10 protein-coding genes are annotated in these 14337 nt (G+C 42.7%); 4 read left to right on the top strand and 6 right to left on the bottom strand.

Features of this window, described 5'->3' with window-relative positions:
* Window positions 1-378 carry a response regulator gene (locus ABIC84_RS13890; RefSeq protein WP_426588911.1) on the top strand — a complete coding sequence of 126 codons (378 nt, stop codon included), beginning with the start codon at window positions 1-3 and terminating at the stop codon, window positions 376-378.
* On the top strand, window positions 378-1421 hold the full coding sequence (locus ABIC84_RS13895) for an adenylate/guanylate cyclase domain-containing protein (RefSeq protein WP_429263907.1): 1044 nt from the start codon (window positions 378-380) through the stop codon (window positions 1419-1421). The genes ABIC84_RS13890 and ABIC84_RS13895 overlap by 1 nt, the downstream gene beginning before the upstream one ends.
* A gap of 199 nt (window positions 1422-1620) precedes the next feature.
* On the opposite strand, the gene ABIC84_RS13900 is transcribed toward ABIC84_RS13895, so the two are convergent.
* Complete coding sequence (locus tag ABIC84_RS13900) at window positions 1621-2499, bottom strand: YitT family protein (protein ID WP_274989141.1); 879 nt, start codon at window positions 2497-2499, stop codon at window positions 1621-1623.
* 12 nt (window positions 2500-2511) lie between these two features.
* Complete coding sequence (locus ABIC84_RS13905) at window positions 2512-3087, bottom strand: HD domain-containing protein (protein WP_429263908.1); 576 nt, start codon at window positions 3085-3087, stop codon at window positions 2512-2514.
* A gap of 119 nt (window positions 3088-3206) precedes the next feature.
* On the opposite strand from ABIC84_RS13905, the gene ABIC84_RS13910 reads away from it, so the two are divergent.
* A complete protein-coding gene (locus ABIC84_RS13910; protein ID WP_429263909.1) occupies window positions 3207-4442 on the top strand; it encodes a dicarboxylate/amino acid:cation symporter in 1236 nt (411 codons plus the stop codon).
* Window positions 4443-4496: 54 nt separating this feature from the next.
* Window positions 4497-5111: a trimeric intracellular cation channel family protein gene (locus ABIC84_RS13915; protein WP_426588918.1), complete on the top strand. Its 615-nt coding sequence runs from the start codon at window positions 4497-4499 to the stop codon at window positions 5109-5111.
* 346 nt (window positions 5112-5457) lie between these two features.
* Here the strand turns inward: ABIC84_RS13915 and ABIC84_RS13920 are convergent, their stop codons facing one another.
* The 4 genes from ABIC84_RS13920 to ABIC84_RS13935 all read right to left on the bottom strand — a co-directional run bounded on the left by ABIC84_RS13920 (window position 5458) and on the right by ABIC84_RS13935 (window position 14242).
* Window positions 5458-7740 carry a GH92 family glycosyl hydrolase gene (locus tag ABIC84_RS13920; protein ID WP_429263910.1) on the bottom strand — a complete coding sequence of 761 codons (2283 nt, stop codon included), beginning with the start codon at window positions 7738-7740 and terminating at the stop codon, window positions 5458-5460.
* Window positions 7741-7843: 103 nt separating this feature from the next.
* A complete protein-coding gene (locus ABIC84_RS13925) occupies window positions 7844-9346 on the bottom strand; it encodes a RagB/SusD family nutrient uptake outer membrane protein (RefSeq protein ID WP_426588922.1) in 1503 nt (500 codons plus the stop codon).
* A gap of 25 nt (window positions 9347-9371) precedes the next feature.
* Entirely contained in the window at window positions 9372-12773 is a 3402-nt protein-coding gene (locus ABIC84_RS13930; protein WP_429263911.1) for a TonB-dependent receptor, read from the bottom strand.
* 275 nt (window positions 12774-13048) lie between these two features.
* Window positions 13049-14242 carry a FecR family protein gene (locus ABIC84_RS13935; protein WP_429263912.1) on the bottom strand — a complete coding sequence of 398 codons (1194 nt, stop codon included), beginning with the start codon at window positions 14240-14242 and terminating at the stop codon, window positions 13049-13051.
* Window positions 14243-14337 lie beyond the last annotated feature (95 nt).

A 14337-nucleotide genomic window follows, 5' to 3' on the forward strand; every position in this document is an offset into this window, starting at 1 on the left:
ATGAAAATACTTGTTGTTGACGACGAGGCCGATGTTCAACCCTTGTTTTTACAACGTTTCCGGAAAGAGATCAAAAGCGGCGGGATAGAGTTCAACTTCGCACTATCAGGTGAAGAGGCCCTCCATTTTTTGGAAGACCACCACTCGCAGGTCATACTAATTTTATCTGATATCAATATGCCGGGTATGAGCGGACTTGAACTATTGCGCAACATCAGGCAGCATTACGAAAAACCACCGCCGGTAGTGATGATGATTACCGCTTACGGCGATGATGAAAACTATAAACAATCAATGGAACTTGGAGCCGACGACTTTTTAACCAAACCACTTGATTTTAATAATTTGAAAGACAAACTTAAACACTTAGAACAATAATGGCCAAGATACTGGTAGTAGATGACGAGCAGGACCTGGAATTACTGATCAGGCAAAAATTCAGGAAAAAGATACGGGAAGGCGTGTATGAATTTGTGTTTGCCCAAAATGGTTTTGAAGCGTTAACCCGGTTAAAAGACCATCCGGATATTGATGTAGTGCTGAGCGATATCAATATGCCCGAGATGGATGGCCTTACCCTGCTTACAAAATTACCTGATGCTAACCCCGTATTAAAAGCAGTAATGGTATCAGCCTATAGTGATATGGATAACATTCGTACCGCTATGAACCGCGGCGCATTTGATTTTGTATGCAAACCAGTAAACTTTGAAGACCTTGACATCACTATTGAAAAAACGCTTCAACATGTTATTGAGCTTAAAAAAACCATGCAGGCCATTAAGGAAAACAATATCCTGCGCATGTATGTGGATGAGAACGTACTCAACTTCATGACCCACAAGGAGTTTGAGAACAGCCTATTAAGCAATGAAACTATTGAAGCAACCGTACTATTTATCGACATTTGCGGCTTTACAGCCATCACCGAACATGTTGCAGCCAACACTGTTGTAGGCATGATCAATAAGTACTTTGATATAATGGTACAGGAAATCATTGCTCAAAATGGCCACATAGATAAGTTTATGGGTGATGCCGTTATGGCCGTTTTCCGCGGCGAATATCACCTCGACCGGGCTATTGATGCAGCTCTTGCTGTTCGTGATAAAATGCACGGGGCTGATGAGATCCAGGCTGGCGACAAAACTTTTAAACCCTCTGTTTCTATTGGTATCAATTCGGGCGAGATGATTTCAGGCAATATTGGTTCGGCCACATTAAAGCGGCTCGATTATACAGTAATTGGCGACGCGGTTAACCTGGCCCAGCGCCTGCAAACGGTAGCACAAGCCAACCAAATTATTGTAAGTGCCGATGTTTATGAACAGGCTAAAGGCTCTTTCGCTCTTGCTAAAATTGGCGAAGTAAGTTTGAAGAATAAATTAAAGCCTGTGGAGATTTACGAGGTGATTGATTAAGTCTTAAGTCGAAAGTTTTGAGTTCAAAGTCAAAAAATGACTATCACAAGTTCAACACCGGGCTCGTTTTCCACGGGCTCTTAAAAACCCTATTAAGCGCACATTACAAATGAGCGCAAAAAAACCTCATCAGCAACAATAGCTCAAACGACACATCAGAAAGACTTTAGACTTAAAACTCAGAACTTAAGACTTCTCACTAATGATCCCTTACCTTCTTCTTCAACACCCCACCTGCGGCTTCTTTAATACTACTTGTAAAAACGAATGCCTTTGGGTCAATGCTATGTACGAGGTTTTTTAACCTGCGTACCTCCAAACGGGTTACTACCGTAAAGATGATATCAACCGGTTGATGAACATCAAAACTTTCTTTCATAAAGCCACGTTCACCTTTGTAAATGGTGATCCCGCGACCGAGTTCCATAACCAGCCTTTCTTTAATAATCTCACTTTGGCCCGAAATGATATTTACAGCCGTATACTCCTCTAATCCGTCTATTACAAACGTTATTGTTCGTGATGCAGTGTAATAAGTTAAAATAGAATATAATGCTGTTTGTAAACCCAACTCAACGGCCGCTATCAGGAAGATAATAATATTGATACCTAAAATAATTTCGCTAATGGTGAAACTACTGCGTTTTAAGGTATATAAAGCTAATATCTCGATACCATCCAACGCGCATCCTCCACGAATGGATAGCCCCACGCCCAGGCCCATAAATACACCACCAAAAATAGACACCAATAGTTTATCCTGAGTTATAACCGGGTATTCTATAAATTGCAAACACAGCCCAAGTCCGATTACGCAGGCAAGCGTTTTTAGCGCAAATGATTTATTAACCTGGAACATGCCCATGATAATAAAAGGGATGTTGGCTATGATGATTACATAAGCTATGTTGAAATGATACAGCTCGTGAAGAAGAAGAGAAATACCGGTTACCCCGCCATCAAAGAAACTGTTAGGTACTAAAAAACCTTTTAGGGCGAACCCGCAGAATAAAATGCCGATAATTACTGTTACTACGTCTTTTAAAATTTCCTCAATTTTTAAACCCGGTTGTGTCATTAATAGCAGTATTTAAATTTTTGCTGTGATAATTTTCAAATGCTCGTTTTTACCTTCAGCCCTGAGCCTGAGTGCTGTTTGGGTGAAGTAATGATGGCTTTGCAGGAACTTCACCTGCTGCCTGTCCCACTCCAATTCCGATTCAAGGTGATCTGTAATTACAAGTTCCGAAAATAACCTTTTACTAAGGATAAAAAAATCATTTCGGCCCAAATAATCTAAATCAGCATCACAAATTATCTGGCCTAAATGATTGTGAGGGTTTTGCGGCATTTTGGTTGCCATAATAATATCGCAAACCTGCTCAATTTCATCATAGGTAAAACCAAATTTCGGCAAATAAAGCCGTGCGTTTTTGCAGGAACCAACCTCGTGATTCACCTGGCCGAACAAAAAACCTGAATCATGATAGTAAGCGGCCGTAAGTAATAAATCCAACTCGCACCCGCTCACCCCCTCGCCTGCTGCAATCTGCTTCGCGGCGGTATAAACGTCAATTGCATGGTCGGCATTATGATAATGAAAATGATTAGGAAGCTCTTTTTTTATTTTATCGAGGATAAATTCCCCGGCTTGTTCTACTTGCATTCAGTATTTATAATGGGCGCTAATATATTAATTTGAGGGATACTGATATTATCAAAAATTGAAAACCGCGGAGACATATAACATGCCTCTACGCTGTGCAAATTAATTATCTTAGCACAATGAACAGCTGGTTTAAAAACTATAAAGGCATCATCCTATTAATAACAGGCATCATCATTGGCAGTATTGCCGGGGCTGTTTTAGGCGACAAAGTGGGAGTGATCAAGCCCATCGGCGATATTTTCCTGAACCTGCTGTTCACTGCCGTTGTGCCGCTGGTTTTCTTTGCTATAGCATCAGCTATTGCTGCGTTAGACAGCTCACAAAGGCTGGGGAAACTCTTAGGCGTAACATCATTGGTGTTTGTATCAACAGTGATAGTCGCTGCTATCGTGACTATTATTGCCATCTGGATCTTCCCAATTCATCAACACCTCGTGGCCAGCCCAATTACCGAAACCATCACTAAAAAACCTTTTGGAGATCAGCTAACAAGCCTTTTTACCACCAGCGAATTTTACCAGCTGTTATCGCGCAAAAGCATGCTGGCCATGATCATTTTTGCGGTGATCACCGGCTTTGCTACCCTGCATGCGGGCGAAAAGGGTAAAGCTTTTGCCGGCTTTTTACATAGCGGCAACGAAGTGTTTAAGAATATTTTCAGCCTTATCATGAAAATTGGCCCTATTGGCCTGGGCGCTTATTTTGCTTACCAGGTTGGCGTGTTCGGTCCGCAGTTGTTTGGCGGTTACGCCCGGTCAATGGCTTTATATTATGGAGTAGGCGCGTTTTATTATCTGGCGATATTTAGCCTGTATGCCTTTATTGCAGGTGGTGTTAGCGCGTTTAAGCGGTACTGGAAAAATAACATTATACCTTCGGCTACAGCCGTGGGTACCTGCAGCAGCATCGCTACCATCCCGGCCAATTTGGATGCCGCTAAAAAAATGGGAATCTCTGATGCTATTGCAAATATTACTATCCCGCTTGGCGGCACTTTGCATAAAGATGGTTCAAGTATCTCATCTATCGTAAAAATGGCTGTAGTGTTTGCGTTGTTTGGTAAAAGCTTTGACAATGCCGAAACTATTATCATTGCCCTTGCCATGACAGTTTTGGTGAGCCTTGTTGAAGGCGGTATACCCAATGGCGGTTACATAGGCGAACTGCTATTTATTTCGGCCTATGGGTTTCCACCCGAAGCGCTCCCCCCTGCCATTATTATTGGTACGCTGGTTGACCCAATGGCCACATTGTTGAATGCAACCGGCGATACGGCCGCTGCCATGCTGGTAGCCCGGTTTACGGAAGGGAGAGGCTGGATGCCCCCTAACCCCCTAAAGGGGGAACTGTAGATGTTTCAATTATTGTTTATATATTGCCTTATATAAACCTTTAACACTACCTGTATGCTTCACATCCTTTACATTATAGCTATTATTGCCGAAGCCATGACGGCGGCACTCTCTGCAGGTAGGCGTGATATGGACTGGGTTGGTGTTTGTATCATAGCCTGGGTTACGGCATTAGGCGGCGGCACTGTTCGCAACATATTGTTTAATCATTATCCCATGAGCTGGGTCGAACATCCCGAATATTTGGTTATCACTGCAGTAGCAGCGATAATGGCCGCCATTATTGCCCGCCTCATGACCAAAATGAAAACGCTGTTCCTGTACCTGGATGCTTTAGGCCTGGTAGTATTTACTATTATAGGTTGCCAGATAGCGGAGCAGATTGATCTGCCCTGGCTTATTATTTTACTAAGCGGTATGATAACCGGGTGTGCGGGAGGTGTGCTGCGCGATGTATTGTGTAATGAAGTACCTTTGCTGTTCCGTAAGGAGGTTTACGCCAGCGCGTCCATTGTTACCGGGGCGTTTTATTTAGGGATTGAACATTTAGGTGCTCCTGCCGGGATATCTATTGTAATAGCTTGTGGTATTGGCCTGGCACTGCGTCTGCTTTCTATCAAATACAACTGGCAAATGCCTAAATTTGTTTACAGAGAGGAATGGCATTAATTCTTGATTTCGGAATTGGGATTTTCGATTTCGGATTTAGCTTTACGTCAGCTGAAAGCTGATACCATAGTTCACCACGGGCTGAAAGCCCGCGGCAGTAGCCGTTTAACAACCAAGGCGAGGATTTACCTCGCCTTTGCTGTTTTAAATCTAAAACGTCATTGCGAGTATCCATCAGGGGAAACCTGAAAAAAAACATGATGACGTGAAAAATCTTACTTGATAACCAGCTATTTACGATCACGTCATTATAAGGTACGAAGCAATCCCCGATTAGTAGAGCGGCTATGCAGATTCCTCTGTATAGTTTGGGATTGCTTCGTTCCTCGCAATGACGAAATATTTATTATTTCTCTGTACTCAACGAATACGGAACATCGCTCACCTTCACACCTCTTGTTTTATTAGGCATAGGCGCCATATTAAAGTTAAGCACCGCGCCTTTTTTAAGCTCTGAGTGGCTTAACCAGGTATAATCATATGGTTTGCCGTTAACAGTTAAACTATTGATATATTTATTAGCCGGGCTGTTGTTAGCTGCATTGATCACTACGGTTTTACCATTCTCCAGGTTAAGGGTAACCTTTTTGAACAACGGTGTACCTAATACATACTGATCACTGGCCGGAGTTACCGGGTAAAAGCCCATAGCCGAGAACACATACCATGCCGATGTTTGGCCATTGTCCTCATCGCCACAATAACCATCCGGAGTAGCTTTGTATAACTTCGCCATAGCATCACGCACATGGAACTGGGTTTTCCATGGTTCACCTGCATAATTGTACAAGTAAATCATATGTTGAATAGGCTGGTTGCCGTGGGCGTATTGCCCCATATTCATGATCTGCATTTCGCGGATCTCATGAATGGTCTCGCCGTAATAGCTATCGTCAAACACCGGTGGCATGCTAAATACCGAATCCAGCTTGGTAATAAATTTCTGACGTCCGCCCATTAAATCAATCAGGCCCTGCATATCCTGGAAAACGCTCCAACTGTAATGCCAGCTATTACCTTCGGTGAAGGCATCACCCCATTTAAACGGGCTGAATGGTTTTTCAAAAGTACCATCCTGGTTTTTACCACGCATCAGTTTTGTTTCCGGATCGAACAGGTTTTTATAGTTCATGGCACGTTTTTTATAAATGCCAATCTCTGATTCGGGTTTGCCCAGTGCCTTGCCTAATTTATAAATCGCAAAATCATCATATGCATACTCTAAAGTACGGGCTGCGTTTTCATTGATCTTAACATCGTAAGGCACGTAACCCAATTTGTTATAGTACTCAACTCCCTCTCTGCCTGTAGCCTGCGGACCGGCATTATTTGCGCCGTGCACCAAAGCTTCCCACAAAGTACTGATATCATACCCGCGTAAACCTTTCAAATAAGCCTCAGAAACCACCGAAGCCGAATTATTACCGATCATCACCGCAGAATACCCCGGGCTCGACCACTCAGGCAACCAACCACCTTCTTTATAATCATTGATGAGGCCTTCCTGCATTTCTTTATTGATGGATGGATAAACCAGGTTCAGGAAGGGATATAGCGCCCGGAAGGTATCCCAAAAGCCGGTACCGGCAAATTTATAACCCGGGAATACTTTACCTGTCGATGCGCTATAGTGTACAATCTTGTTATCCTTATCTATCTCATACAATTTGTTCGGGAAAAATACCATGCGGTAAAAGCATGAGTAAAAGGTACGCATCTGATCAACAGAGCCGCCTTCAACCTGCAGGTGGTTTAGGGTTTTGTTCCAAACAGCTTTTGCCTTTTGACAAGTTACATCAAAGCTGTCTTTACCCTGCTCACGCTCCAGGTTCAACTCGGCCTGTTCAATGCTGATGAATGATGAAGCTACGCGCAAATGAACCTTTTCGCCTTGCGTAGTTTTAAAACCTATCAGAGCGCTTGCATGTTCAGCTTTTAGCTCCAGGCCATCAGCTTGCGTAGTATCGCTGAAAGTATGTGCATAGGTGATTGGCTTATCCACATAAATAACAAAATAGTTTTTAAAGTTTTTAAGCGGGCCGCGCGCATATTTGGTTGAATAGCCTACAATCTTCTTTTGATCGGGCATGATCTTTACGTATGAGCCTTTGTTCAGTGCATCAATAACGATAAAGGAGCTATCAGTTTTAGGATAAGTAAACCTGAACTGTGCCGAACGCTCAGTTGGAGTAATTTCGGTAGTTACATCATGATCGGCCAGGTACACACTGTAATAGTATGGTTTGGCAGTTTCGGCTTTGTGTGAAAACCAGCTTGCCCTTTTATTTTGGCCTACTACTGCATGTTTGGTAACCGGCATAATGGCAAACTGCCCGTAGTCGTTCATCCATGGTGATGGCTGGTGGGTTTGTTTAAAACCGCGGATCTTGTGCGCATCGTAAGTATACGCCCATCCGTCGCCCATAACACCGGTTTGCGGTGTCCAGAAATTCATCCCCCAGGGAAGGGCAATAGCGGGATAAGTGTTACCATTTGAAAGGTCGTAGTGCGAGTCGGTACCCATCAACGGATTGATGTATTCAACAGGATCGGTAACCTTATTTACCTGCTGAGCAAAAGTACCGGACGCCAACAACACTGATGTGATAAGTACCAGGGCTTTCTTCATTGTTTAAATATTTGATTTTTGATGAAACGTTTTACCAAGCCGTAAATATAAAAGACTGGCTTGATATAGCCAGTCTTTTAAGTGTATTATTTGCATTATACAATTACCAACCCGGATTTTGGGTTAATTTACTGTTAGTGCTGATTTCACGCTGTGGTATAGGCCACAGGTAATATTGAGTTTTAAAGGTTACGCCCTGCTCTGTTTGCGAAGCGGTAGGGTCGGCAAAAGTGTTTGATTGCGGCAGGTAGGCCATATGGGTACGCTGCATATCAAAGTATGCCTTATTTTCATAAGCGAGTTCATGGTAGCGCTCCCTCCAGATTGCCTGGCGGAAGGTATCTTTGGTTAAATTACTCAGCGGCGCAAGTTTAGCACGTGCACGGATAGCATTAACCGCGGCATAAGCTTCAGCAGTTGGCCCGCTTACCTCGTTAGTTGCTTCTGCATAGATCAACTGAGCTTCGGGCAAACGCAATAAAGTCCAGTTCTCATCACTTCGACCGCTTTGAGCAGCACTTTCAACATGGAAGTACTTATAAAGCGCATGTTCGCCAAACTGAATGATGTTGCCTGGGTTACCATATTGAGGATAGCTTGAGAAATAAAACTGGCGTTCCTGTGTGCGAAGGTCGCCCGCCTCATAACTTGCCACAAACTGATTGGTAGGGATCATAGCGCCAAGGTGATCTCCATATGCACCAACCAACAGGTTAAACGGAATAGTTAATTGAGGAATAGCATTAGTTTGAGTACCCACCAGGTAATTGATCTGGAATATTAATTCCTGCTGATTTTTGTGCGCATTATCATGCAAGAATGCATAGTCAGAAAACAAAGAGTACCAACCTAAAACAGGCTCAATTTCTGATGCTGCCTTAGCATAGTTTTCGGTTTGTTTTAGCGGGAAGCCTGCTGTTGTTAAGTAAACGCTGGCCAATAAGGTTTTAACAGCCCCCAATGAAACGCGCCCCGAAGCGTCAGTATTCGGCATGCCTGATGCTTCGGCTGCCTGTAGATCGCTGATGATTTGTTTATAAACATCGGCCACAGGTGTACGTGAAGGATACAGATCAGGGCTGCTCACTGTTTGCGACGCGGTAATCAGCGGAACATCGCCATATAAACGCACCAGGTGGTAGTAATAAAATGCCCTGAAAAAGTAAGCTTCACCTATCAGTTTCTTTTTTAAGCCATCATCCATAGGTGATATGCCAGGGATCTTTTCAATGGCAAGATTTGCATTGGCGATACCTTTGTAGCAGTTGTACCATACTGTTTCAAAACCGGGATTAACCGCATCTGTACGCTGATGGATTACGTTACCATTGTTTACGCTCTGTCCTAACGAAGTGGCATGGCCGGCAAACAACTCCAATGTAATAAAAGGGCTTTCACCATAAGCATCTCCATTTTGAAAAAAATACATTACGTTATACAAACCGTTTACAAAGGTTAGGGCCTGGTTTGAGCTGACAAAATAATTATCCTTAACAAAGTTGCTCCTATTTTTTTCATCAAGATATTTTTTGCAACCACTGCCTGTAGCTGCAGCAAGGATAAGTAAAAGACCACCTACCCGGTATTTTTTAAAGTTAAATTTCATAATATGATGTTTTAACATTTTTTAATTAAAGACTAACATTAACACCTAACAGGAAAGTACGTGGTTTTGGATAATCATAAAACTGGATACCCTGTGTAAAGTTGCTTGAGGCATTGTATGTTGATACCTCTGGATCATAACCGGTGTATTTGGTTATCAGGAACAGGTTTTGTGCCTGCGCATAAACCCTTAAACGGCTTAACTTTAACTTTTTAAGAATATTGTCATTAAAAGTATAACCAAGTGTTACCGCCCTGCCGCGAATAAAATTACCGCTTTCAACTTTGGTTGAATAAATTTCGGTTTGATAACGCACATAAGCAGGCCTGCTTTCGGCAATGCTGGTATTTTGGTTAGTCGGTGTCCAGGCGTTAAGTACGGTAGCATAGCTGTTTGCCTGACCAGTGCGGTCCTGGCCCGAGTGGCGGGTAAGGTTCATGATCTGATTACCGTAATTAAATTGCAGATCAACACCCAGGTCAACGTTTTTGTAGCGGAAGTTGTTGCTGAAAGTACCATAACCATCAGGTATTGATTTACCTAATACCACTTTATCGTCAGCGCTAACTTTGCCATCGCCATTGGTATCCTGTATTTTCAGGTCGCCTGGTAACAAGCCATATTTAGCAGCTTCGGTCGCCTCAGCAGTTCCCCAGGTTCCAAGCACTTTGTAACCATAAAAACTACCGGCCGGAAGACCAACCCGCATCAGGTTAAATTGCGAAAGGAAGGTTGGAGCAAGGAAGATATCATCATTAGATGCACCTAACTGCAGGATCTTGTTTTTCAGGAAAGAAATATTAAATGTAGAATTCCAGGTAAAATCCTGTGTTTTTATAGGAGTAGCATTGATCGTGAACTCGAGACCTTTGTTTTGCAGCTTACCTATATTTTTATATACGGTTTGAAAGCCGCTTGTTTCTGGCAGCGGTGCATTTAAAAGCAATGCTTTTGTCTTTTTCAGATAAGCATCTGCTTCAATGTTTAAACGATTGTTAAACAAGCCCAATGAAAAGCCTAAATCATACTCCGCAGTTTTTTCCCATTGCAAATCCTCGTTACCTATCGAGGTTTGCGTAGTACCTACCGCACTGTTGCCGCCAAAGGCGTAGCCAACTGTATTAATATTTGCGAGTGAGCGATATTCACCAATTTCGGAATTACCGGTTAACCCGTAGCTCAGCCTCAATTTCAGATCTGATATAGTTTTATTATCCTTTAAGAAATCTTCCTGAGATACGCGCCATGCAAATGCAGCAGAAGGGAAAAAGCCGTACTTTTTGTTAGTACCAAAGCGTGAGGAGCCGTCTTCGCGCCCCGTTAAAGTTAACAGGTATTTCTCGTTGTAGTTATAGTTCAATCTGGCAAAAAACGACTGCATTTGCCATGCATCATAATCAGACTCTGGTTTATTAGGTACAATACCGGCAGATAAGTTATAATACTCATAAAAATCATCAGACAATGTACCTGTTGATCCTTTTAAACGAAGTTGCTGATAGTTTTGACGTTCGGCACCTGCAACAAGGTTTATAGTATGTACCTTGTTAAAGGTTTTGTTGTAGGTAAAATAGTTTTGCCATTGCCAAAACGTCCTGTTAAACTCCTCTATCGAAGCCGAGCTATAGCTTTGTCCTGCAACAGGGCCGCCAACAAGCCCGCTTTGAGAAGCCGGGTTATAATTAGCAGATGTAGTTACACCCAAAACGCTGCGGAATTCAAGCCCTGGCAATAGGTTTAAATTTAAATAACCATTACCGCTGAAGATACGGTTGCGGGTAAGAGATTGAATTTCGTTAGCTTGTGCTACCGGGTTATCACCGCCTTCAAGGTTAGGATAATCAGTACGTTTACCATAGGTTCCGTCAGAGTATCTAACAGGAATAAAAGGCACCATCTCAATTAACATACGCGGGATGTTGTTACCGCCTGTACCCTGATCCTGGTTGCGGCCATCCTGGTAGTTGTAGTTTAATGTAGCACCAACTTTTACCCATGGTTTTATCTGGTTATCAACCGTTAAACGCACATTATAACGTTTCAGGTAGCTATTAAGGATAATACCTTCGTCATCAGCATAGTTCAGAAACAAGCCATAGTTTACATTTTCGGCGCCGCCGGTAAATGCAACGTTGTGGTTTTGGCTTACCGAAGTACGGGTTGTAGCTTTTTGCCAGTCAACGTCATATAATGGATTTAAATTTTGATCGAACAGTTTACCGATAAGGGCTGTTCTTTGCGTTACCGGGTTACGGTCGGTATAGTCACCTGCAGCCCAGCCGGTAGGGTCATATTTTTTGATATTAGCGTAAGAAACATCTTCTATCTGCATAAACTCTTTTGAGTTAAGCACAGGTATTTCCTTAAACATATGGTTTACGGCCATATACGCATCATATGAAATAGTACCGCCTTTTTTACCCCTTTTGGTAGTGATCAAAATTACACCGTTCGCGCCGCGTGTACCATAAATAGCGGTTGATGATGCGTCTTTCAGTACGTCGATAGTTTCAATGTCATTAGGGTTAATGGCGTTACCACCTTCTGTCCAAACCACACCATCCACAACATATAACGGATCGGTATTGGTATTGATAGAGCTGTAACCACGGATACGGATTTTGGTTGCGCCACCTGGTGCACCTGAGTTACTTGATACGTTTACGCCGGCAATTTTACCAGACAATTCCTGCTCAAGATTGGTTTGCGGGCGCTCCTGCAACTGTTTTGCACCTACGCTACCTACCGAACCGGTGAGGTCGACCTTTTTAGCGGTACCATAACCCACTACAACCACCTCGCTCAATGCTTTTGGTTCTTCTGCCAAAACAACATCAATCTGGCTCCTGCCGCCAATAAGCACATTTTGGGTTGTATATCCTATAAATGTAAATACCAGTGTTCCGTTGGCATCAGGCGCGTTGACGGTATATTTACCATTAATGTCAGTTTGTACACCAACATTGGTACCTTTAACCTTAACCGTAACACCAGGGATAGGGCCTTTGGCATCGCTTACTGTACCCGTTACTTTAATTGGGGCAACAGCTACCTGCGACACAACAGGCTCATCCTTCTTTTTAACAACAATGGTTTGATCAAAAATTTTGTAGGTAAGCGGCTGATCTTTAAAGCATTGATCAAGCGCATTCTCTATAGATACGTTTGCAACTTCAATGTTGATTGCTCCGGCCTTTGATACATCCTGCTTATCATACATGAAATGATAGCCTGTTTGTTTTTCAATTGAGCGGAGTACTTTCTCAACGGTAGTGTTTTTTTGGTGCAAAGTAACTATCTGGCTATAACTTTTGGCACTCACATTGGTAAGGGCCGCAATTATAATAAAGGCAGTTAGCTTCATGGCCAATATAAATTTGCGTAATTGAGGCCATGCCATAGGCGTGGCCTTAGAATTAAAATTCATAAGTTTGTAGAGTTTGGGTTAAACATTAACTTTCAATTCATCGATTGTAGAAATTTGGGACCCAGATGTTTATGCCGGGAACGTACTGCGAATACTTCCCGGTTTTTTCGTATGCTGGTTTTGGAATTTGATACACATGTTTGAACGCATGATAAACCGTTTTACCAATTTGATCCCAAGGGGTCGGGCTAACTTATCTCAGGTATTTCTTCCATCATAGGGTTGTTTAAATTGTTAACAATTGGTTGCTTAATATAGTAGGTATAATAATTATGCTATTGTTGTATGGTAATGCGCTTATCCTCAATTTTAAATTTTACTCCGGCATAGCCAAGCATACTCATTAATTCGGATGCTTTTACATTTCGGGAGATCCGGCCTGTAAATTCGCGCTGCGGTATTTTACCTTCGTAGGCCACCTCAACATCGTACCAACGGGCAGCCTGCCTCATAATGGCATCTATCCCTGCATCCCTGAATTGAAAAATGCCGTCTTTCCAGGCTATTTCATCATCTACATTAACATCGTTAAGTACTTTGAGCCTGCCTGCTTTATTGAGTACAGCCTGCTGTCCGGGTTTTAAAATGCCGTTTGCAGTGCCGTTACTTATTTTTACTGATCCTTCTAATAATGTGGTTTTCATTTCGGCCTCGTCATTATAGGCCATGATATTGAAATGCGTACCTAAAACCTCAACTGTAGTGTTATCGGATTTAACCCTGAAAGGCATCTGCGGATTTTTGGCAACCTCAAAGTAAGCTTCGCCGGTGATGGTAACCTCACGCGTTTTGCCCGTAAACCTGGTTGGAAAGCTTAATGAGGATGCCGAATTCAAACAAACCTTGCTCCCATCCGGCAAAACCAACTGGTATTGACCGCCACGCGGAGTTGAAACAGTATTTATTACCGGAGCATCAACATTAGTACCGGTTTCATAAACCAGCTGACCGTTGCGGGTTTTATTGATCCGGGTGGTACCCTGTTGCGCCAGCAGGCCGTTTTGCGCACTGTCAAGCGTAATAGTTTTGCCATTGGCCAATGTTAAAATTGTTTTGTTGCCACCAGGCAAAGGATCATTTTTAGGATGAATTTTGACAATATTTTTTTTTGCAACAACCTGTTTTTTTTGATTGCTATAGATATAAGCACCAAACCCTACAAGTAATAAAAATGAAGCGGCAACCCCTAACCTTCTCCAGGGGAGGTTATTATTCTTTACCGGTGCAACAACAGATTGTTCGGGATTAGTTCTTAAAATCTGCATGAGCATATCCTCACTTTTTGAGCGGTTAAAAAGCGGCCCATGATCGTCAAGCTTATCCCAGGCATGATGTATGAGCGATGCAAGCTCCGCATCGGTTGCCGATGAGTTGATGATCTCAAATAATTCATCGCGCTCGGCTGGCGTAGCAGTGCCGTTATAATAAGTGTGAAACAAATAATCAAGCCGGGCGTAAAGTTCGCTCATAGTAAATGTTTTTCAGTATAACTGTATAATTGGCTACAGTGAGTTGGGGCAGATCTCATATGTATGACACCTGTGAGATTAAAAAAGGGGGTATT

It is taken from the genome of Mucilaginibacter sp. 3215 (genome assembly GCF_050433785.1).
Taxonomy (GTDB): domain Bacteria; phylum Bacteroidota; class Bacteroidia; order Sphingobacteriales; family Sphingobacteriaceae; genus Mucilaginibacter.

Bases quoted from the DNA above. Each gene is read 5' to 3' on its own strand.
- ABIC84_RS13890 (WP_426588911.1), top strand. From the start codon at position 1: ATGAAAATACTTGTTGTTGACGACGAGGCCGATGTTCAACCCTTGTTT.
- ABIC84_RS13895 (WP_429263907.1), top strand. From the start codon at position 378: ATGGCCAAGATACTGGTAGTAGATGACGAGCAGGACCTGGAATTACTG.
- ABIC84_RS13900 (WP_274989141.1), bottom strand. From the start codon at position 2,499: ATGACACAACCGGGTTTAAAAATTGAGGAAATTTTAAAAGACGTAGTA.
- ABIC84_RS13905 (WP_429263908.1), bottom strand. From the start codon at position 3,087: ATGCAAGTAGAACAAGCCGGGGAATTTATCCTCGATAAAATAAAAAAA.
- ABIC84_RS13910 (WP_429263909.1), top strand. From the start codon at position 3,207: ATGAACAGCTGGTTTAAAAACTATAAAGGCATCATCCTATTAATAACA.
- ABIC84_RS13915 (WP_426588918.1), top strand. From the start codon at position 4,497: ATGCTTCACATCCTTTACATTATAGCTATTATTGCCGAAGCCATGACG.
- ABIC84_RS13920 (WP_429263910.1), bottom strand. From the start codon at position 7,740: ATGAAGAAAGCCCTGGTACTTATCACATCAGTGTTGTTGGCGTCCGGT.
- ABIC84_RS13925 (WP_426588922.1), bottom strand. From the start codon at position 9,346: ATGAAATTTAACTTTAAAAAATACCGGGTAGGTGGTCTTTTACTTATC.
- ABIC84_RS13930 (WP_429263911.1), bottom strand. From the start codon at position 12,773: ATGAATTTTAATTCTAAGGCCACGCCTATGGCATGGCCTCAATTACGC.
- ABIC84_RS13935 (WP_429263912.1), bottom strand. From the start codon at position 14,242: ATGAGCGAACTTTACGCCCGGCTTGATTATTTGTTTCACACTTATTAT.